The organism is Desulfitibacter sp. BRH_c19 (assembly GCA_001515945.1).
GTDB lineage: Bacteria > Bacillota > DSM-16504 > Desulfitibacterales > Desulfitibacteraceae > Desulfitibacter.
This window is the reverse complement of the sequence record LOER01000016.1, coordinates 375,173-393,854: the sequence shown is the minus strand read 5'-3', so window position 1 is coordinate 393,854 and position 18,682 is coordinate 375,173. Positions and strand designations below refer to the sequence as shown.

Here is an 18,682-nt window from a genome sequence, read left to right as displayed (position 1 = left end):
GCAATGAAAATATGGAGGACACGCAATGATAAATGCATGGTCTAAAGAAGAAAGCATTCAGGAATTTAGGGTTGGAATAGCCGACATGAAGGTTACAAATAGTCCCCACAATGTCATTACACTAGGATTAGGGTCATGCGTTGGAATCGTATTATTTGACAAGTTTGCTCGGGTTGGGGGTATGGTACATATTATGTTACCAGACAGTACTCAGTTTAAAAACGCAGACAACCCTGCCAAATTTGCTGACACCGGAATAGATATGCTACTACGAGAAGTATTAATGATTGGTGCAAAAAAAAGTAACATAGTAGCTAAAATAGCTGGTGGTGCTCAGATGTTTAAAAGAAACACATCTAACTTACTAAATATTGGGGAAAGAAACATAAAAAAGACTAAAGAAGTGCTTGATAGCCTCGATATAGCTTTAAGTGCAGAGGACACAGGGGGGAATAAAGGCAGAACGATGATTCTTCAAACTGACTCAGGCAAAGTTTTGGTTAGAACTGTTGGATCTGTACCTAAAGAAATATAGAGGGGGGAGTTGGTGTTGGATTTTACTGAATTTAAAGAACAGATATCAAGAAAACTTGGTCTTAATCTAAGTGGATATAAAGAAAAGCAATTAAAAAGAAGAATTGAGCACCTTATGATTAGCCAGGGATTTAAGGAATTTAGTGAATACTATCTAGCACTAAATAGAGATCAGGAACAAGCTAAAAAGTTTCTAGAAAAAATAACAATAAATGTTTCTGAGTTTTTTAGAAATAAAGATATATTTGACAAGCTGGAAACAGATATTTTTCCTTATTTATTAAAAAAAACTAATAGATTAAAGATATGGAGTGCTGGATGTTCCATAGGTTCTGAAGCTTATAGTATTGCAATGATACTAGATCACCTCACACCTAAGATCATGCATACTATACATGCTTTTGACCTTGATGAAAGGATTTTAGAAGAAGCAAAAGCTGCAAAATATCGTAGTGATTTACTAAAGAACGTCTCTATGGAGAGATTAAACAAGTATTTTACTCAAGAAGATGGCAAATATCAATTAATTGATACTATTAAGAATAAGGTGACATTTAGAAAACATGACTTATTAAGGGATAAATGTGAGAATGATTATGATTTAATCGTATGTCGAAACGTAACAATATACTTTACAAGAGAAACTCAAAATGAATTATATGTAAATTTTTTTAATGCATTAAAGCCAGGTGGTATTTTATTTATAGGTGCCACTGAAAGTATATTAAATTATAGTCAACTTGGGTTTGAAAAAACATCAGCATGGTTTTATCAAAAACCATCATGAGAAGGAGAGGTGTATTAAACTGTCACAATGGAAAAAACTAGAAGCAATACATTTAGACGTCTTAAAAGAAATAGGTAATATAGGTTCAGGTAATGCTGCAACATCTCTTGCTCAACTGCTGGATAGAAAAATAGATATGGATGTACCTAGTGCAGGTGTAATTAATCTGCAAGAGTTTATAAAAACCTTTGGTACGGGGGAGGAACTGGCAGTATGTATCAATCTGTCAGTAGCAGGTTGTGCACCAAGTACTGTTATATTTCTCTTAGATGAAAAAAGTGCCTTCATGCTAGCAGATTTGTTAATGAATATTGAACCTGGAAGTAGGACAGAGTTAGATGAAATTGCATATTCTGCTTTGCAGGAAGTAGGAAATATATTAACAGGTTCCATGTTAATAGCGTTATCTAGTATGACTAGACTTACTTTTAACCCATCTGTGCCAGCACTTGCTCATGATATGCTAGCAGCTGTTTTAAGTGCAGCTCTCTTAGAAAGAGGCGTATTTGATGAAAACATTCTCTTAATTGAAACAAGATTTCATGATGAAAATGTTTCTCTAAATGGATATTTTTTTCTTATCCCTGAAGAAGGATCATTAGAAATAATATTTCAATCTTTAGGCATAAATTTATAAATACAGGGGAGGTCAATAATGGCTAAACGAGTTTTAATTGTAGATGATGCAGCTTTTATGAGGATGATGATAAAGGACATACTTAGCAAGAATGGATATGAGGTAGCTGGTGAAGCAGAAAATGGGCAGAAGGCAATAGAAATGTACAAAGAACTTAAACCAGACTTAGTTACTATGGACATAACAATGCCTGAAAAGGATGGGATTGCTGCTGTAAAAGAAATCAAACAAATGGATTCCTCAGCCCGGATTATAATGTGTAGTGCAATGGGACAGCAAATGATGGTTATGGAGGCAATTCAAGCAGGGGCACGTGACTTTATTGTTAAGCCCTTTCAACAAGAGAGAGTAATACAAGCAATGGAAAAGGCATCTAAGTAGCTTGATTGTATGAAGGGTGGTTTTTTACCTTGAAAGAAGTTTTATCTCAATCCGAAATAGATTTACTTTTAAATGCCCTATCTACCGGGGAAATTTCAGCGGAAGATGTGAAGGCAGAAAGTACAAAAACTGATGTTATAAAAAACTATGACTTTCGTCGTCCAAATAAGTTTTCAAAGGATCAATTGAGGACCCTCCATATGATCCACGATAATTTTGGGCGTTTAGCATCTAATTTTTTATCGGGGTACTTGCGAACTAGTGTTACTGTAAAAATTGCTTCTGTTGACCAGCTAACCTATGAGGATTTTCTGGTTTCAATACCAAGCCCCACTTTAATGGCTGTTTTAAGTTTGTCACCTCTTAAGGGGACAGCTGTTTTTGAATGTAATCCTGCTTTTACGTTCCCTATTATTGATTTACTATTTGGCGGCCCAGGAGAAATGCCGGTTGCTTTAAGGGAAATGACAGATATTGAATTAAGTGTTCTAAAAAAGCTAATTAGCAAATTGATGGAAAGCATGGTTTATGCATGGTCAGACATATTTAATTTTCAGCCAGTCATTGAAAATATTGAAACTAATCCACAGTTTAACCAAATAATTTCCCCAAACGAAACTGTTGCAATAGTTACCCTTTCAACAACTGTTAATCAGTCACAGGGGATTATAAACCTATGTTTACCATTTATTACCTTAGAACCTGTAATTTCTAAACTGACTGCTCATTACTGGTTTGCAAGTCAAGATGTTTCAGGTGCAGATGGAGCAAAAAGTATTATACGTAATAAATTGCTTAATGTACCTTTGGATTTAAGTGCCGTTGTTGGGCATACAGAGTTAACTGTTAGGGAGTTTCTGGGACTCGATGAGGGTGATGTTATTCCTTTAGATATTAATGCAGGTGATGATTTTGAATTGTATGTTAACGATCATGTAAGGTTCAAAGTACAACCTGGGCTAGTTAGGAGTAAGGTTGGAGTTAGAGTAACTTCCAAAGTGTCGGGAGGGAATAACCATGGATAATTTCTTGTCTCAAGAAGAAATAGATGCCCTTCTAAAACAAGGTCAGTCTGATGATTCAAACGGGGAAGAAAGTGAAGTAGTTGAAAAAAGTATAGAGATTACTGCAGTACAGGAAGATAAAGATTTTTCAAGTGTTCTTAGTGACATGGAAAAGGATGCTCTTGGCGAAATAGGTAACATTTCCATGGGCTCTGCATCAACGGCTTTATCGGAATTATTAAATCAAAAGGTTATAATAACTACTCCTAGGGTAAATATAATAAGTGCAAAGACATTATATGACTCCTTTAGGATTCCCTATTTATTAATTGATGTAAACTTTACAGATGGATTAAATGGTTCTAATATTTTAGTTATTAAAATTAGGGATGCAGCCATAATAGCTGACTTAATGATGGGAGGTCCTGGTACGGATCCACCAGAAGAATTAAGCGAAATTCATGTAAGTGCAGTAGCAGAGGCAATGAATCAAATGATAGGTTCTGCTGCTACGGCCATGTCAAGCATATTTGGAATAGGTGTGAAAATAGCTCCACCAATTGTAAATATTGTTGATTTAAAGCAAGATGAGGTATATTACCCGTGGGATAAGGAAGAACCGATGTCAGTTATTTCCTTTGACCTTAAGATAGGTGATCTTATTGATAGTGAGATTATGCAGGTTGTGCCTGTTGATATAGCTAGAATGGAAGCTAATTTACTACTGAATCCTGGACAACCAGCCGCTAAACCTGTTGTTTCTCAGCCAGATTCAGAACCCATTCAAGAATCTGTTAATGTAGCTGTCAATAAAGACAAGGCCCGACCGTCTGCGGAAGAATATATACCATCAACAAGTCAGTTGCAAGACTATCCTAAAAACTTAGATTTAATTCTTGATGTGCCCTTAAAAGTATCTGTTGTCTTAGGCAAAACAAAAAGACCTATAAATGAAGTTCTTAACCTGATACCTGGTTCCATAGTAGAACTGGAAAGGTTGGCTAATGAACCAGTTGATGTACTTGTGAATGGAACTCTAATAGCAAAAGGTGAAGTAGTCGTAATAAATGAAAACTATGGAGTAAGGGTTACAAGTATTGTAAGCCCAGAGCAACGTTTGCAAAATCTTAAAAAAAATTAGGCAGCTAAAAAGCTGCCCTTGTTGATGGAGGGTTAGTAACGGTTAGGTTGGTTTCCCATGGTCTGTTCAGCTTTCATGATTGCCATTTTTACCAAATTACCACATTCCCGAGAGGGTACACCACCCCATCCTTCATTCATGACTGTGTTATAAACACCGAGCTCTTTTGCGAGCTCATATTTTAGCTGTTCAGACATAATTTTTGACAATTTTTATGACCTCCTTTTTAATAACCTGTCCATCACTATTATTTTTAGCTAAATAGAGCTAATTACACCTGGTTTTTTGTGGTCAGGTTATCTATAATTATTTCAGGAAATTATAATATTAGCACATTAGTCCTAGAATATTATATAAATATGTAACTTGAAGGGTTAGGTAAAATGAAAATTGAACGTAAGATTGTAAAATATAACAATAAAATATTTCAAAAAGTTAATGATGTTGTTGCGGGAGAACAACCTATTACAATTTATTTGAATGGTGAAGAAGTGGTGACTCTCCTTTGTACATCCGAGTATTTACAGGATCTTGCTATTGGGTTTTTAACCGCTGAAGGATTACTAGCCAGAGACGCAGATATTAAAACTCACTTAGAAATAGAAAAAGGCATTGTTTGGGTCGATAGCTCTAATACTAGTAAGTTGAGTAAAGTTAATTTTGCAAAAAGAATGATTACAACTGGTTGTGGTAAAGGTACTAGTATGTATCACTATCACGGTAAAAGAAAGATGATCTTATCGCATTTAGAAGTTCCTATCGATGTATTGTCTAATGGATTAAAGGAAATGCAGTCCAAATCAGAATTGTATCAGACTACTGGTGGTGTTCACAGTTCAGCATTAATGCACAAATCAGGGGAAATAATTGTTTTTAGAGAAGATGTAGGCCGACATAATGCAGCTGATAAAATACTTGGTTTTTGTATTAACAAGAATATTACTATGGAGGATAAGATCTTTTTAACTAGTGGTAGAATCTCCTCAGAAATAGTAGGTAAGGTCGCACATATGCAAATACCAATTCTTATTTCAAGAGCTGCACCTACTTCACTTGCCATAGATATAGCTGAAGAATTAGGATTAACAGTTTTAGGTTTTGTTCGAGGCAAAAGAGCAAATATCTACACTAATGCTCAAAGAATACTAATAACACAAAACCCCACTTAAGTGGGGTTTATAGAATTACTAATTTTCAGCTGATGATTAATCCTGCTTATCATGAGCCTTTACTTGTTGCGCTCCATGATTTTTTAGGATATTTTCTGCTTCATCAATATTTTCTTCAGAAGAATTGATTGCGACAATTATTTTATCTTGTTTTAATTCTTCCTCATATCTACGGCCTTCTTCTTCTGGAATTCCCCAGTCTACTAAACCTCCAGCTACTCCACCACCAGCAGCTCCAGATAATAGACCTGCTATGGGGCCAGCGGCAATTAGTGGACCAATTCCAGGTATAACAAGGGCACCTGCACCTATAGCTAAACCACCAAGACCTCCAAGCACACCACCAGTCGTAATACCATCAGCTAATGTTTCACCGCCAGCCATTGTTTGACCACCATCATCATCAGGTGTGCGATGAGCTCCTTCTTGATTTCGATCTTTTGCTAATAAAGATATTTCTTTTTCAAAACCTGCTCTCCTTAGGTCTTCTATAGCTTCCTTTGCTACACGTTCTGATTGAAAAACTCCTACAACAGATTTACTCAAGAAAATTCCTCCTTAATTATTCTCAAGTTTAGTTTAACTCTATTATGAAAAAATATTCTTATTTAACAATGGTTAAAATTTTTTCATTTGCCATGCAAAAAAATTAAAAGATGTGGTTATTTTAGCCTAAAAGGGGTTATGGTAATTTTAATAAAACGTTATAATAATATTATGTCAAAATTGGTGGTGTCAGTTATGGAAAAAATTAAAATACCTTATGGCAAAGAAATCATTAAGTGGTCTCCTCCAAAAGAATTTAGAATAGAGATTGTTAACCTAAAAGCTGTTCAGGGGGCATCTAACCAGATCGAGGAAGTTATAAGGGCCATTGAAAGTCCAATAGGAACCAAAAGACTTGAAGATTTTAGAGATGTGACCAAGGTTGCAATAGCTATAAGTGACTTAACAAGGCCTGTACCTAATAAGCTATTAATTCCTCCAATTGTTAATAAACTGGAAAAGATGGGGATAGACCCTAAGAACATTTTTATTATTGTAGGAACGGGATTACATAGACCTTCCAACAAAGAGGAATTTATTAAACTTCTAGGTGAAGAAATAGTAGACAAAGTTACAGTAATAAGTCATGATGCCAATGATAAAAACATGAATATATCCTGTGGAAGCACAGGTAAGGGGACACCTGTTGTAGTTAATAAGTATTATGTTGAAGCAGATTTGAAAGTTTTGACGGGTATGATTGATCCACATCAGTTTGTTGGTTTCACAGGTGGTGCAAAGGCACTTGCGATAGGGCTAGGTTCAAAAGAGTTAATTCAGGCAAATCACTCAATGCTGACTGACAAAAAATGCCAACTTGGAATGTTAGAAGGAAATCCTGCTAGAGAAGATATAGATGAGATTGGAAGAATAGTTGGGATTGATTTTATAGTAAATGTAATACTTAATAATGATAAGGAAATTGTAAAAGTAGTAGCTGGCGATCTTATTGAAGCACATAGAAAGGGCGTTGAAAGTGCAAGAGAAATTTTTGAAGTGCCAGTAAAAGAAAAAGCTGATGTTGTAATAGTATCACCAGGAGGTTTCCCAAAAGATTTAAACATATATCAAGCTCAAAAAGGACTAGCCCATGCATCAAAGGTAGTAAAGGATGGAGGTTATATAATATTAGTTGCGGATTGTTCTGAAGGTATTGGTGATGACAAATTTTATAATACTATGAATAACTTTAAAGAGCCTCAGGAAATCATTGAACATTTTAAAAGTATAGATTTTGAAATGGGTGTACATAAAGCATTTTTATGGTGCAGAACCCTTGCTAAAGCAAATGTTTATTTATTATCCAAGGGTATAAATCAGGAAAATGCATGTGGTTTGATGGTAGAGAAAAGAGATAGCCTAGAAACTATCTTTGCCGAAATAAAGGAAAAACTTCCAGAGAACGCAAAGGTGATTGTTATGCCAAAGGCAAATTCAACAATACCAGTAGTTACGGAATAATATAGCTTTAATAGCATAACGGATTGTAATATGTGGCTTAGCAAAATGTTATGTTCTTTCATTCTAGGAATTAAGTTTTAGAATTCTAAAGCTCCTTACATCGAAAAACTCTATGCCTTGCAAACTCGCTTCGCTGAGACAAGCAAGTCATTTACGAGTTTTTCGCCTCCAGTCACTAAGAATTGCTTTAAAACTCAATTATTGTTCTCTCACATTAACATTTTTGCATTATACAGTTTTAGTAGACAATAAATACATTTATAAACTTTAAAAAAGGAAAGGAGGCCTAAAGTCTCTTTCCTTTTTTGTACTATCAGAAAGATAAGTTCAAACAAGGTAGATAGTATTTACAAAAACTAAGGTTTCCGCCTGCGTCTAAGGACTTGGCGCAAGCCAAGTTTTGTTTTAATTGAGATAGAATTATACGTCCAAGATGTTAAATCTGCAAATCGTTTTGCAATGGGTAGCACCATAAGAGAAATTATTAAGTTGTAGATGGTTTGAGCATTAGCAATTTGCCTGGGTAATGAAAGGGACGTCATTTCAATTAATGTGCTAAAGCTTGAAATAAAGGGGAAGAAAAGAACTAAACCTCCAACATTTAAAATTATGTGTGCCAAGGCAACCTTACGGGCTGCTACTGATGAATGTATTACTGCCAGCACAGCTGTAAAGCATGTTCCTACATTTGAACCCAAAATAACGGCTATTGCGGTAGTTAAGGAGAGGTACCCATGAGGTGCTAGAGCCAAAAGAATTGCTGTAACTCCACTACTGGATTGGAGTAAAGCCGTACTTATCACTCCTATTGAAATACTATATAGAATACTATTGTCTAATTTCGAAAACATGAGTAAAAAGAGTCTACTGCTTTCCAATTGAGATGTTGACCAAGTCATGAGGTTCAGACCAATTAAAACCAGAGAAAAGCTTAATAGGATCTTCCCTCCAAGCCTGACTGTTATAATAGGTATAATATAGAGAATGATCCCAACAATTATCATGGGCAAAATAAGCTTCTTTAGATCAAAAGCTACCATTTGTGTTGTAAAAGTTGTACCTACATTGGTTCCTAATACAATTCCAATAGCTTGATAAAAGGTCAAAAGCCTAGCATTTACAAGTCCAATTGTAATTACAGTAATGGCACTACTGCTTTGAAGTATCATTGTAGCTACTGTTCCAAAAATGAAACCTCTTGTGGGAGTGTCTGTAAATCTTTTGAGTAGATATTTAAGTCTAAACTGATGATAGCTCTCAAGAGTTTTGCTTATAAAATAGATTCCTAATAAAAGAGTGGATAAACCTCCAAGAAAGCATAGTATGAAAATCAATTAAAGTCCTCCCACTATATAAATAAGCATAGAAATTCCAACCCCTTTAGGGGTACTTATGTAGATTAGTTATTCAAATATTAACTAAATATACCATAATAAATTTCTTGATTTGAACAAATTTTTACATTATTATCTTTAAATGTTTAAAAGGAGGAATTTATTTACCTATCTCGAAGTTTATAGGATATGTTATAATATAATAGTTAATTTTATGGAAAAAACTTTTGAAATATAATGTTTATTATTTCACAAGCATATTTTTGTATTATTTCTACTATTTATAAAACTGTGTTTATTATCAAGAAAAACAATAGCTTTAAGCATGGGAGAGGAGGAAGGATGTTGGAGGAATTTGACATTAGCTACCAATTAAATGATAGCGCCCCTATTAAAAAACAAATAGAGGAACTTAGTGGGGAACAGGTAAAAAAGTGTTATCAATGTGGTAAATGTACGGCTGGTTGTCCAGTAGCCTTTGCTATGGACAATCCTCCAAGGAAGATTCTTAGATTGTTACAAGTGGGCTTAGCTGAAGAGGCTTTAGAAAGTAAAAGTGTTTGGATTTGTGCTACTTGTGAAACGTGTTATGCTAGGTGCCCTAGAGGTGTTGATATTCCACGAGTAATGGAAGCAGTAAGAATCTTAGCTAAGAAAAAGGGAATTGTCCCAGAAAAAAACATTAACTATTTTAATGATCTGTTTTTAAAATCTGTGAAAAGTAATGGAAGAGTACATGAAATGGGTTTGATTGTCATGTACAATCTTATGTCAATGCAGCCATTTAAGGATGCAACCTTAGCACCTAAATTGTTCTTGGATGGGAAAATTAGTCCTTTTCCGCATAAAGTAAAAAATCCTTTAGAAATCCAGAGGCTATTTGAAAGAGTTAGGGAGAAGGAAGAAGGGGGTCACATCTAATGACTTTAAAATATGCTTATTACCCCGGTTGTTCTCTAAATTCTACCGGTGTTGAATACAATCAATCTGCCAAAGCAGTTGCAAAGCATTTAGGCGTACAATTAGAAGAAATAGATGATTGGAATTGCTGTGGTGCTTCAGCTGCCCACAATACAAGTCACCTTTTGTCAATAGCGCTACCTGCCAGAAGCCTTGCGTTATCGGAAAAGCAAGGACTTGATGTGGCTGTTCCATGTGCTGCATGTTTCAACAGAATGAAGGCGGCGCAAGTGGAAGTTAGAGAATCTAAAGAAATGAAACAAACCATAAGTGAAGTTATTGGTATGGAGTATGAAGCGAAATACGAAGTAAAACCACTTTTGGACGTACTTGTTAATGATGTGGGTCTTGACAAGATTAAAGAGGCTGTAACTAGACCTTTAACAGGATTAAAGGTGGCTTCTTACTATGGATGTCTATTAGTAAGACCACCAAAAACTATGTGTTTTGATGATGTAGAAGATCCAATGACAATGGATAATTTAGTTGAGGCATTAGGCGGGGAACCAGTAGATTGGAGTTATAAAGTAGAATGTTGTGGAGCAGGCCACTCAACTGCTAAACCTAGTGTCGGTATTCCAATGATTAGAGATATTCTTAAAAATGCTAAATTAAATGGTGCTAATTGTATTTTGACTGCATGTCCCCTTTGCTTTTTGAATTTAGATATGAGACAAAAAGAGGCAAGTCAATTACACAATGAAACCTATGAGTTGCCTGTCTTTTATTTCACCCAGCTTATGGGACTTGCAATTGGCTATTCGGCCAAAGAATTATTTATAAACAAACACTTTGTGGATCCAATGAAACTATTAGAAGAAAAAGATATTTTCAGGCATCCAGATACAAGGAGGGAGAAGGCTTGAAGCGTATAGGAGTTTTCGTATGTCATTGTGGTTCTAACATTGCTTCTGTAGTCGACGTGAAGAAAGTAGCAGAGATCGCTAAAGAAATGCCAGGAGTAGTATATGCAACAGATTATCAGTATATGTGTTCTGAACCAGGACAGGATGTAGTTGTTAAGGCAGTAAAAGAACACAAGCTTAATAGAGTTGTAATTGCTTCGTGTTCGCCGAGACTTCATGAACCAACCTTTAGAAAAACTTTAGTAAATGCCGGTTTAAATCCATATTATTTAGAAATGGCAAACCTCAGAGAGCATTGTTCATGGGTTCACTCAAAAGATAAGGAAGGTGCTACAGTAAAGTCTATCGATCTTGTAAGGAAAGCAGTAGCCAAGGTTAATAAGACTGTGGCTCTCTTTCCTGGAGAAATACCTGTTGAAAAAAGATGTTTAGTAATAGGTGGAGGCATTGCAGGTATGCAGACGGCTATTGATGTGGCAGATATGGGATATGAAGTAGTAGTTCTTGAAAGAGAAGCAACTATTGGTGGTAAAATGGCAATCCTTGATAAAACCTTCCCTACAATGGATTGTTCAGCTTGTATTTGTACACCTAAAATGGTTGATGCTTCACAGCATCCAAATATAAAACTATATACCCTTTCAGAACTTGAAACAGTAGGTGGATATGTAGGAAACTTTGACGTAACCATTCGCAAAAAAGCTCGTTATGTGGATATGGTTAAATGTACAGGTTGTGGAATCTGTGAAAACAAATGTCCTAAAAAGGTTGTATCTGAATTTGATTATGGGATGGGTAAAAGACCTTGCATTTATAAACCTTTCCCACAAGCTGTGCCAAATAAACCTGTGATAGATGCAGAAAACTGTAGAATGCTTACGGAAAATAAATGTGGGGTTTGTGCTAAGGTATGTCCTACAGATGCAATTAACTTTGAAGATAAAGATGAGCTGGTTACAGAAAGATTTGGTGCCATTGTAATGGCTACTGGCTATGAATTATATAATTGGAAAAAGGATTTTGGAGAATATGGATATGGAAAATACCCTGATGTAATAGATGGCTTACAGTTTGAAAGGCTTGTAAACGCATCTGGCCCAACTATGGGCAAGATTAAAAGACCATCTGATGGAGAAACTCCTCAGGATATAGTCATGATAAAATGTGTTGGTTCAAGAAGCACGGAAAAAGGAAAAACTTATTGCTCCAAGATATGCTGTATGTATAGCGCAAAACATGCCACGCAAATAATGGAGAAAAATCCTGATGCTAACGTGTATATTTTCTATATGGATGTTAGGACACCTGGTAAACTGTATGATGAATTTTATATGAGGGCCAAAGAAAGTTACGGTGCCAACTATATTCGTGGACAGGTTTCTAAGATTTATCAAGAAGGCAAAAAGCTTATAGTAAAGGGAGAAGACACTTTACTTGGAAGACCTGTGGAAGTAAAAGCAGACATGGTTATTTTGGCTACGGCCGCCGCTGCTGTCAAGGATTCCGCAGCTATAGCTCAAAATGTTGGTTTTTCATATGATAAAGATGGTTTCTTTACAGAGGCCCATCCAAAGCTAAGACCCATAGAAACAAATACAGCTGGTGTTTTCCTAGCAGGAGCTTGTCAAGGACCAAAGGATATTCCAGAGACGGTATCCCAGGCAACTGCAGCTGCTGCAAAGGTAGGGGCACTATTTTCTAAAGATAAAATGGCGACAAACCCATTGATTAGCTCTGTTGATGAAAGTATCTGTTCAGGATGTGGATTGTGTATTCCTGTTTGCCCATACAAGGCAATTGAGTTAATCACAATTAAGGAGCGCGTTCATGGTGGAGAAATTGAGAGAAAAGTAGCAAATGTTAATGAGGGATTATGTCAGGGTTGTGGACCCTGTACTGTCGCTTGTCGTTCAGGTGCAATTAACCTGAAAGGATTTACAAATCAACAGATTTTAGCGGAGGTGGATGCCGCATGTCAATAGAACAAAAACAACAAGCAGAATGGACTCCGAAAATAGTAAGTTTTTGTTGTAATTGGTGTAGCTATGCAGGTGCTGATTTGGCTGGCACTAGTAGGTTCCAGTATCCTGCCAACTTGAGAATTATCAGGGTTCCATGCTCTGGTAGAGTTAACCCCCACATGGTAATTAGGGCTTTCCAAAAGGGAGCAGACGGGGTACTAGTGGCTGGTTGTCACCCAGGTGACTGTCATTATGCAACAGGCAACTATTATGCTAGAAGAAGGATGCTTGTCTTTAAAAGACTACTTGAATATGTGGGAATAGAACCAGAAAGATTTCAGGTGAGGTGGATTTCTGGATCTGAAGGGCAGAAATTTGCTGAAAATGCTATAAAGCTTTCTGAGGAAATCAAGGCTCTAGGACCTAACAGGAAGTTGAGGGATATCCGATGATGAACAAACTAACTGATAAAGCTAAAGAAGTTGCCAAGGAATTATTGGAGAAAAAAGAAGTTAATCTGGTACTAGGTTGGGAAAAGGGTACCTTTGAAGATAAAACTGCACCACTATTTATGAAAAAGCCAGAAGATGTAGAAAAGCTTATTATTAACGAGTTTTGTGTTAATAGCTTGAGTTCTTATATGCTCCATTATAAAACCCATAGTGGTAAAATTGCTTTATTTGTAAAGGGTTGTGATTCTAGGGGAATAGTTAGGCTTATCCAGGATAAACAGTTTACTAGAGATAAGGTTTATCTTATTGGGGTTCCCTGTAGTGGAATGAAGGAATTAAATGAAAATGGTGAGTTGGTTGACTCTGCCAAGTGTGATGGTTGTACACATCCCAACCCGATTGTTTATGATGTTATGATAGGTGAAGAGGTTCAACCAAAAAATCCTGAGGATAGATATAAGGTATTACAGGAGGACCTAGAAAAAGCTATTGGTGACAGATGGGACTCATGGACCAAGGAATATGATAAATGCATCAGATGCTATGCTTGTCAAAGAATCTGTCCTGCGTGTAATTGTCGTCAATGTATCTTTGTTGATCAGTCCCAGCAATGGATTGAAAGAAGGGTTGATGAAACAGAAAATGCAACCTACTCACTAATCAGAGCATATCATATTGCTGGGCGATGTGTTGAGTGTGGAGAATGTGAGAGAGTTTGTCCTGTTGGACTTCCGATTATGAAATTAAACAAGAGAATTGCAAAGGATATTGAGGACCTATTTGGGTCATATGAAGCAGGGGTTGAGTTAGATCAGAAGTCGCCTCTGGGAGACTTTAAATATGAAGATCCAGAAGAGTTTATGTAAAGGGGGTGTCTGGACATGAAATCAATCAACAAGCAGAAGCTGGCGGATGTTTTAAATGAGTGGAGCAAAAGTCACGCTGTGATGGCTCCAATAGAAGAAGGTAATATCACTTCTTTTATAAAGTGGGAAGAAGGAAAGGTTGTAAAATTGGATAAAAATTCCGATATTCCTGTAAAAAGTGTTTTCTTTCCCCAGACTGAGGAGCTTTATGAATACAAAGTGGAAAAAGACAACATGGAGATTATTGAGGCTACACCTATAAATGAAGAACTAGTAGTTTTTGGTATTAGACCTTGTGATTTGAAGAGTTTGGAAATGCTTGATGACTTGTTTTTAACTAGGGGTTATATTGATCCATATTACAAGGCGAAAAAGGATAACGCGGTGATAGTTTCATACCTTTGCGGCAAACCTTGTAGGACTTGTTTTTGTGAATCAATGGGTATCGATTATCAAAAGGCTGAAGGTGCAGATATTGCAATGTACCAAGACGGGGAAAACTTTGGCTTTGTTGCCCAAACACAAAAAGGCGAAGCCCTTCTTGAGACAATTGCTTCATTAACTGAGGAAAATGATATTAAGTTGCCAGAGAAACAGGAATTTATTCTCAAGGCTGATACTGAGGGACTTGCAGATAAACTTGCAGCAATGTTTGAGCACCCTATCTGGGATAGTGCTTATGAAAAATGTATTGGCTGTGGAGCATGCACCTACCTGTGTCCAACCTGCCACTGCTTTGATATTAACAGTCACAGCAGATCTTGTGGAACGGGATTCAAGACACGTTGTTGGGATTCATGTATGTTTCCTGACTATACATTAATGGCTGGTGGTCATAATCCTAGGCCTACTAGAAAAGAAAGATTTAGGAATAGATTTTTGCACAAGCTGCAGCAATTTCCCGAAAGATATGGAAAAATTGCTTGTGTGGGCTGTGGACGCTGTATTAGCAAATGTCCGGTAAACGTAGATATTACAGATATAATCTCCCAATTGAAGGAGGTGGATATAAATGATCAACAAGACATGGACAGAGTCGGTTAATCCATTATATCCAATAGTTTGTGAGGTAACTAAAATAATTGATGAAACTCCTGATGTAAAGACATTTCATGTAACGTCTGCAAATGGCAAACCATTTGCACCAATGCCAGGACAACTTGGTATGTTATCAATGTTAAATGTTGGGGAGGCAATGTTTTCAGTCACTTCCCAGGGTGAGGGCCACCTTGAATTTGCCATTAAAAGGGTTGGTATGCTAACAGATGCCCTTCACGAAATTGAAGTTGGTCAAAAACTAGCAGTTAGGGGACCCTATGGTAATGGTTTTCCTATTGACATGATGAAAGGAAAAGATCTCCTATTTATCGGGGGTGGGATAGGGTTGGCACCTTTACGTTCACTCATTAATTACTGTGTGGATAATAGGGATGATTTTGGAAAGCTTCATGTAGTATATGGTGCACGTACGCCTGCGGATTTGTGTTTTAAAGATGATCTGTTTGAGTATTGGCCTAAACAAAGGGATTTTCAAGTTGACGTAACAGTTGATAAGGGTGATGATGAATGGAAAGGAAATGTTGGTTTTGTTCCTGCATTTTTGGAAAAACTAAATCCATCACCTGAAGGAAAGATTAATATTACCTGTGGCCCTCCAATCATGATCAAGTTTGTGCTTCAGTCTCTTGCAAAAATGGGTTATAATGATGAAGACATTGTAACTACATTAGAAATGAGAATGAAGTGTGGGGTAGGAAAATGTGGTCGTTGTAATATAGGTAGCTGCTATGTATGTCTTGACGGGCCTGTATTTACCCTGGCACAAATGAATAAAATGCCTAACGAGTATTAAAAGTCCAATCTGAACGGTCTCTTTAAGGGGCCGTTTATTTGTACTTTAGAAATTTGGTATAATTTCGCTCACCCGGTAAATTGAATTTTAGCAATTCTAAGGTTTATTCCGGCAAAAAGCCTATGCTTTGCAAACTCGCTTCGCTCAAACAAGCAAATCATAACGTCTTTTTTGTCTCCATAAACCAACAATTGCAAAAAATTCAATTAATGGTTCGCTCCATTATACCATTTTCTTATATGTGTATTTATAGGGTAGAAGGGAGGCAGCACATTGACTGTAGATTACCACATCCATGCTGTTGGTCACGGGGATAGAAAACATACCAAAAATGAAATAAAACCATTTATTGAAAAAGCAGTTGAATTAGGTTTGATGGAGATAGGCTTTGCTGATCATGATTGGCATTTAAGTGATATAGATATGGATAATTATAAAGAGCTGCGCAGAGAATATTCCAATATTAAAATCAGAGTAGGCTTGGAATTTGAGTATTTTCCCGATCAGGTTGAAAAAATAAGGCAGGTAATCCACAGTAACAATTTTGATTATACCATAGGGTCAGTACATTTTTTGGGAAACTGGAATTTTGATCATCTAGATTATATTAAGGAGTACGAAAACTGGACTACAGAAAATTTTTATATTAAATATTATGAAACCTTACTTGGTTGTATTGAAACTGGCTTATTTAATATTGCTGGACATTTAGATTTGGTGAAAATATTTAATTATAGGATAGATGCCCAAAAGGCTTTAAAGCTTGCAAATCCCGTTTTAGATGAAATAAAGAATCAAGAAATGGTTATGGAAATAAACACAGCAGGTCTCTATAAGCCTGTAAAGGAGTTCTATCCATCTCTAGATATTATTAAATTAGCTGTAGAGAAAAACATACCTTTAACCATATCCTCAGATGCACACAGATTTGAGGATGTGGGTAGAAATAATGACATGATTAGGAGGATTCTAAAAGATTTAGGAGTTAAATGGATTGCCGGATTTAATAAAGGCATAATGCATGAACTTCCTATCTAATCAATTCTTAATATTTCCCCCACCAATAGCATAGAATGTATCATTTCAATACATTAGTTCTGAGGTGGGGATTTATGTTTCAGAATTTTGGAATACTCATATTTAGTCTGGGGATTATTTTGTTGGGAGCACAAGTTTTTACTAATGGAATAGAATGGCTGGGAAAGAGACTGAAGCTTGCTGAAGGTGCTGTAGGTAGTGTTTTAGCAGCTGTAGGTACAGCATTGCCAGAAACAATGATACCAATAATTGCAATTTTTTATGGTGCAGAAGAGATAGGCAAGGAAATAGGGATAGGAGCTATTCTAGGAGCACCTTTCATGTTGTCTACCTTGGCTCTTTTCATGGCTGGGGCGGCAGGACTGGTTTATAAGAGAAAGAGAGTTCATTTTCCCCGCATGAATATTAATCCTAGTATACTAGAACGAGATCTAAGTTTTTTTGTAATCCTTTATACCGTAGCTCTACTTGCAGCCTTCATACCTAATCATACAGTCAAGATGACAATAGCAGGTGTTTTAGTTGTTATGTATTTTATATATGTATTTATTACAATAAGTAGTGGTGCGCCTCTAGGAAACTCACATAACATTAATCCTTGCTTTTTTGATAGGAAATGTCCTAATAACCCTTCCTTAATCAATATCTTGTTACAGGTGTTTGTAGCATTATGTTTAATAATTATAGGCGCAAAATTTTTTGTTAATGAAATTGAAAAGCTGTCACTTCTTTTCGGTATGCCGGGCTTCGTGTTAGCGTTAATAATTGCACCTATAGCTACGGAACTTCCTGAAAAGTTTAACAGTATTATTTGGATTTCGCAGGGTAAAGATACTTTAGCAATGGGTAATATTACAGGAGCCATGGTTTTCCAAAGTTCATTAATACCCGCCTTAGGTATTACTCTGACGCCATGGAACTTAAGCATCAAAGCAGTAATAAGTGTTGTTCTGGCATTAACATCCGCATTACTCTTGTTGTATCATCTAAAGAAAAAAGGCTACATTACAGTTTACATGCTAATGTTTAATGGGATTTTTTACTTTATTTTTCTCTACTTGGTTGTAAACAGAGTATTTTTTTAAAATCATAGTATCTTGTATAAGTTTCCATATATGAAAGCATAATATTATGGAAGATTGATTATGGAGGTACAACAACCATGTATGAAGAAAGATTAAAAAGTTTAGGAATTATAATTCCTAAACCACCTAAACCTGTGGCAGCTTATATTCCTGCAGTAAAAATCGGGAATATGGTTTACACTTCAGGACAACTACCAATTGTAGATGGGGTTTTGAAATATAGGGGGAAGGTTGGTACTAACTTAACTGAAGAAGAGGCCTATGAGGCTGCTAAGATATGCTGTTTGAATTGTTTGAGTGTTATAAAAGGACAAGTGGATACCCTAGATGATATAGAACGAATAGTAAAGATTACAGGCTATGTCAATAGCTCTTCTGGCTTTATCCAACAGTCAAAGGTTATAAATGGAGCTTCGGATTTATTGGGTGAAATATTTGATGAATCTGGAGAACATGCAAGAGTCGCCATTGGTGTATGTGAACTTCCAATCGATGCTCCTGTTGAAGTGGAAATGCTCGTACAATTGAAAGAATAATTATAGCTTACATGTTGTAGTAAAAAAGACTAAGTAACTCTATAAAAAAACTTTTGGAGTTACTTTTTTTAT

21 protein-coding genes are annotated in these 18,682 nt (G+C 36.2%); 18 read left to right on the top strand and 3 right to left on the bottom strand.

What is annotated here, in order from left to right:
* Positions 1 to 25: 25 nt before the first annotated feature.
* The 6 genes from APF76_05655 to APF76_05630 are packed head-to-tail and all read left to right on the top strand — an operon-like array spanning position 26 to position 4,484.
* Positions 26 to 535 carry a chemotaxis protein CheD gene (locus APF76_05655; protein ID KUO52517.1) on the top strand — a complete coding sequence of 170 codons (510 nt, stop codon included), beginning with the start codon at positions 26 to 28 and terminating at the stop codon, positions 533 to 535.
* Positions 536 to 550: 15 nt separating this feature from the next.
* A complete protein-coding gene (locus APF76_05650; GenBank protein KUO52558.1) occupies positions 551 to 1,321 on the top strand; it encodes a chemotaxis protein CheR in 771 nt (256 codons plus the stop codon).
* Between the two features lie 19 nt (positions 1,322 to 1,340).
* Positions 1,341 to 1,958, top strand: coding sequence for a hypothetical protein (locus tag APF76_05645; protein KUO52557.1), 618 nt, complete (start codon positions 1,341 to 1,343; stop codon positions 1,956 to 1,958).
* 18 nt (positions 1,959 to 1,976) lie between these two features.
* Positions 1,977 to 2,339 carry a two-component system response regulator gene (locus APF76_05640; GenBank protein ID KUO52516.1) on the top strand — a complete coding sequence of 121 codons (363 nt, stop codon included), beginning with the start codon at positions 1,977 to 1,979 and terminating at the stop codon, positions 2,337 to 2,339.
* A gap of 29 nt (positions 2,340 to 2,368) precedes the next feature.
* Complete coding sequence (locus tag APF76_05635) at positions 2,369 to 3,364, top strand: flagellar motor switch protein FliM (protein ID KUO52515.1); 996 nt, start codon at positions 2,369 to 2,371, stop codon at positions 3,362 to 3,364.
* On the top strand, positions 3,357 to 4,484 hold the full coding sequence (locus APF76_05630) for a hypothetical protein (GenBank protein KUO52514.1): 1,128 nt from the start codon (positions 3,357 to 3,359) through the stop codon (positions 4,482 to 4,484). The genes APF76_05635 and APF76_05630 overlap by 8 nt, the downstream gene beginning before the upstream one ends.
* Before the next feature lie 32 nt (positions 4,485 to 4,516).
* On the opposite strand, the gene APF76_05625 is transcribed toward APF76_05630, so the two are convergent.
* Positions 4,517 to 4,681: a spore protein gene (locus APF76_05625; GenBank protein KUO52556.1), complete on the bottom strand. Its 165-nt coding sequence runs from the start codon at positions 4,679 to 4,681 to the stop codon at positions 4,517 to 4,519.
* A gap of 186 nt (positions 4,682 to 4,867) precedes the next feature.
* On the opposite strand from APF76_05625, the gene APF76_05620 reads away from it, so the two are divergent.
* Positions 4,868 to 5,653 carry a hypothetical protein gene (locus tag APF76_05620; protein KUO52513.1) on the top strand — a complete coding sequence of 262 codons (786 nt, stop codon included), beginning with the start codon at positions 4,868 to 4,870 and terminating at the stop codon, positions 5,651 to 5,653.
* Between the two features lie 36 nt (positions 5,654 to 5,689).
* Here APF76_05620 and APF76_05615 read toward each other — a convergent pair whose 3' ends face one another.
* Positions 5,690 to 6,199: a hypothetical protein gene (locus APF76_05615; protein KUO52512.1), complete on the bottom strand. Its 510-nt coding sequence runs from the start codon at positions 6,197 to 6,199 to the stop codon at positions 5,690 to 5,692.
* A 195-nt stretch (positions 6,200 to 6,394) separates the two neighbouring features.
* Here APF76_05615 and APF76_05610 point away from each other — a divergent pair, with 195 nt between their 5' ends.
* Positions 6,395 to 7,660 carry a hypothetical protein gene (locus APF76_05610; GenBank protein ID KUO52511.1) on the top strand — a complete coding sequence of 422 codons (1,266 nt, stop codon included), beginning with the start codon at positions 6,395 to 6,397 and terminating at the stop codon, positions 7,658 to 7,660.
* A 356-nt stretch (positions 7,661 to 8,016) separates the two neighbouring features.
* On the opposite strand, the gene APF76_05605 is transcribed toward APF76_05610, so the two are convergent.
* A complete protein-coding gene (locus APF76_05605) occupies positions 8,017 to 8,994 on the bottom strand; it encodes a hypothetical protein (GenBank protein KUO52510.1) in 978 nt (325 codons plus the stop codon).
* Between the two features lie 342 nt (positions 8,995 to 9,336).
* Between APF76_05605 and APF76_05600 the strand changes: the two genes are divergently transcribed.
* From APF76_05600 to APF76_05555, 10 genes are all read left to right on the top strand, one after another.
* Complete coding sequence (locus tag APF76_05600; protein KUO52509.1) at positions 9,337 to 9,915, top strand: heterodisulfide reductase subunit C; 579 nt, start codon at positions 9,337 to 9,339, stop codon at positions 9,913 to 9,915.
* Positions 9,915 to 10,820, top strand: a complete 906-nt coding sequence (locus APF76_05595; protein ID KUO52508.1) for a heterodisulfide reductase subunit B — start codon at positions 9,915 to 9,917, stop codon at positions 10,818 to 10,820. Before APF76_05600 ends, APF76_05595 begins: the two co-directional genes overlap by 1 nt.
* On the top strand, positions 10,817 to 12,802 hold the full coding sequence (locus APF76_05590; GenBank protein ID KUO52507.1) for a disulfide reductase: 1,986 nt from the start codon (positions 10,817 to 10,819) through the stop codon (positions 12,800 to 12,802). The genes APF76_05595 and APF76_05590 overlap by 4 nt, the downstream gene beginning before the upstream one ends.
* Positions 12,793 to 13,233: a heterodisulfide reductase subunit MvhD gene (locus APF76_05585; protein ID KUO52506.1), complete on the top strand. Its 441-nt coding sequence runs from the start codon at positions 12,793 to 12,795 to the stop codon at positions 13,231 to 13,233. Before APF76_05590 ends, APF76_05585 begins: the two co-directional genes overlap by 10 nt.
* Positions 13,230 to 14,099: a 4Fe-4S ferredoxin gene (locus APF76_05580; GenBank protein KUO52505.1), complete on the top strand. Its 870-nt coding sequence runs from the start codon at positions 13,230 to 13,232 to the stop codon at positions 14,097 to 14,099. Before APF76_05585 ends, APF76_05580 begins: the two co-directional genes overlap by 4 nt.
* A gap of 15 nt (positions 14,100 to 14,114) precedes the next feature.
* Positions 14,115 to 15,143: a hypothetical protein gene (locus APF76_05575; GenBank protein KUO52504.1), complete on the top strand. Its 1,029-nt coding sequence runs from the start codon at positions 14,115 to 14,117 to the stop codon at positions 15,141 to 15,143.
* Positions 15,112 to 15,951, top strand: coding sequence for a hydrogenase (locus tag APF76_05570; GenBank protein KUO52503.1), 840 nt, complete (start codon positions 15,112 to 15,114; stop codon positions 15,949 to 15,951). The genes APF76_05575 and APF76_05570 overlap by 32 nt, the downstream gene beginning before the upstream one ends.
* A 273-nt stretch (positions 15,952 to 16,224) precedes the next feature.
* Positions 16,225 to 16,989 (top strand): hypothetical protein, encoded by a 765-nt coding sequence (locus tag APF76_05565; GenBank protein ID KUO52502.1) that lies wholly within the window; start codon positions 16,225 to 16,227, stop codon positions 16,987 to 16,989.
* A 74-nt stretch (positions 16,990 to 17,063) separates the two neighbouring features.
* Complete coding sequence (locus tag APF76_05560; GenBank protein ID KUO52501.1) at positions 17,064 to 18,074, top strand: hypothetical protein; 1,011 nt, start codon at positions 17,064 to 17,066, stop codon at positions 18,072 to 18,074.
* Between the two features lie 77 nt (positions 18,075 to 18,151).
* Entirely contained in the window at positions 18,152 to 18,610 is a 459-nt protein-coding gene (locus tag APF76_05555) for a hypothetical protein (GenBank protein ID KUO52500.1), read from the top strand.
* The last annotated feature ends 72 nt before the right edge of the window (positions 18,611 to 18,682 follow it).

Excerpts from the sequence above, each read along its gene's own strand:
- APF76_05580 (KUO52505.1), top strand. The coding sequence starts at position 13,230 with ATGATGAACAAACTAACTGATAAAGCTAAAGAAGTTGCCAAGGAATTA.
- APF76_05640 (KUO52516.1), top strand. The coding sequence starts at position 1,977 with ATGGCTAAACGAGTTTTAATTGTAGATGATGCAGCTTTTATGAGGATG.
- APF76_05625 (KUO52556.1), bottom strand. The coding sequence starts at position 4,681 with ATGTCTGAACAGCTAAAATATGAGCTCGCAAAAGAGCTCGGTGTTTAT.
- APF76_05595 (KUO52508.1), top strand. The coding sequence starts at position 9,915 with ATGACTTTAAAATATGCTTATTACCCCGGTTGTTCTCTAAATTCTACC.
- APF76_05600 (KUO52509.1), top strand. The coding sequence starts at position 9,337 with ATGTTGGAGGAATTTGACATTAGCTACCAATTAAATGATAGCGCCCCT.
- APF76_05630 (KUO52514.1), top strand. The coding sequence starts at position 3,357 with ATGGATAATTTCTTGTCTCAAGAAGAAATAGATGCCCTTCTAAAACAA.
- APF76_05555 (KUO52500.1), top strand. The coding sequence starts at position 18,152 with ATGTATGAAGAAAGATTAAAAAGTTTAGGAATTATAATTCCTAAACCA.
- APF76_05610 (KUO52511.1), top strand. The coding sequence starts at position 6,395 with ATGGAAAAAATTAAAATACCTTATGGCAAAGAAATCATTAAGTGGTCT.
- APF76_05585 (KUO52506.1), top strand. The coding sequence starts at position 12,793 with ATGTCAATAGAACAAAAACAACAAGCAGAATGGACTCCGAAAATAGTA.
- APF76_05560 (KUO52501.1), top strand. The coding sequence starts at position 17,064 with ATGTTTCAGAATTTTGGAATACTCATATTTAGTCTGGGGATTATTTTG.
- APF76_05575 (KUO52504.1), top strand. The coding sequence starts at position 14,115 with ATGAAATCAATCAACAAGCAGAAGCTGGCGGATGTTTTAAATGAGTGG.
- APF76_05570 (KUO52503.1), top strand. The coding sequence starts at position 15,112 with ATGATCAACAAGACATGGACAGAGTCGGTTAATCCATTATATCCAATA.
- APF76_05620 (KUO52513.1), top strand. The coding sequence starts at position 4,868 with ATGAAAATTGAACGTAAGATTGTAAAATATAACAATAAAATATTTCAA.
- APF76_05655 (KUO52517.1), top strand. The coding sequence starts at position 26 with ATGATAAATGCATGGTCTAAAGAAGAAAGCATTCAGGAATTTAGGGTT.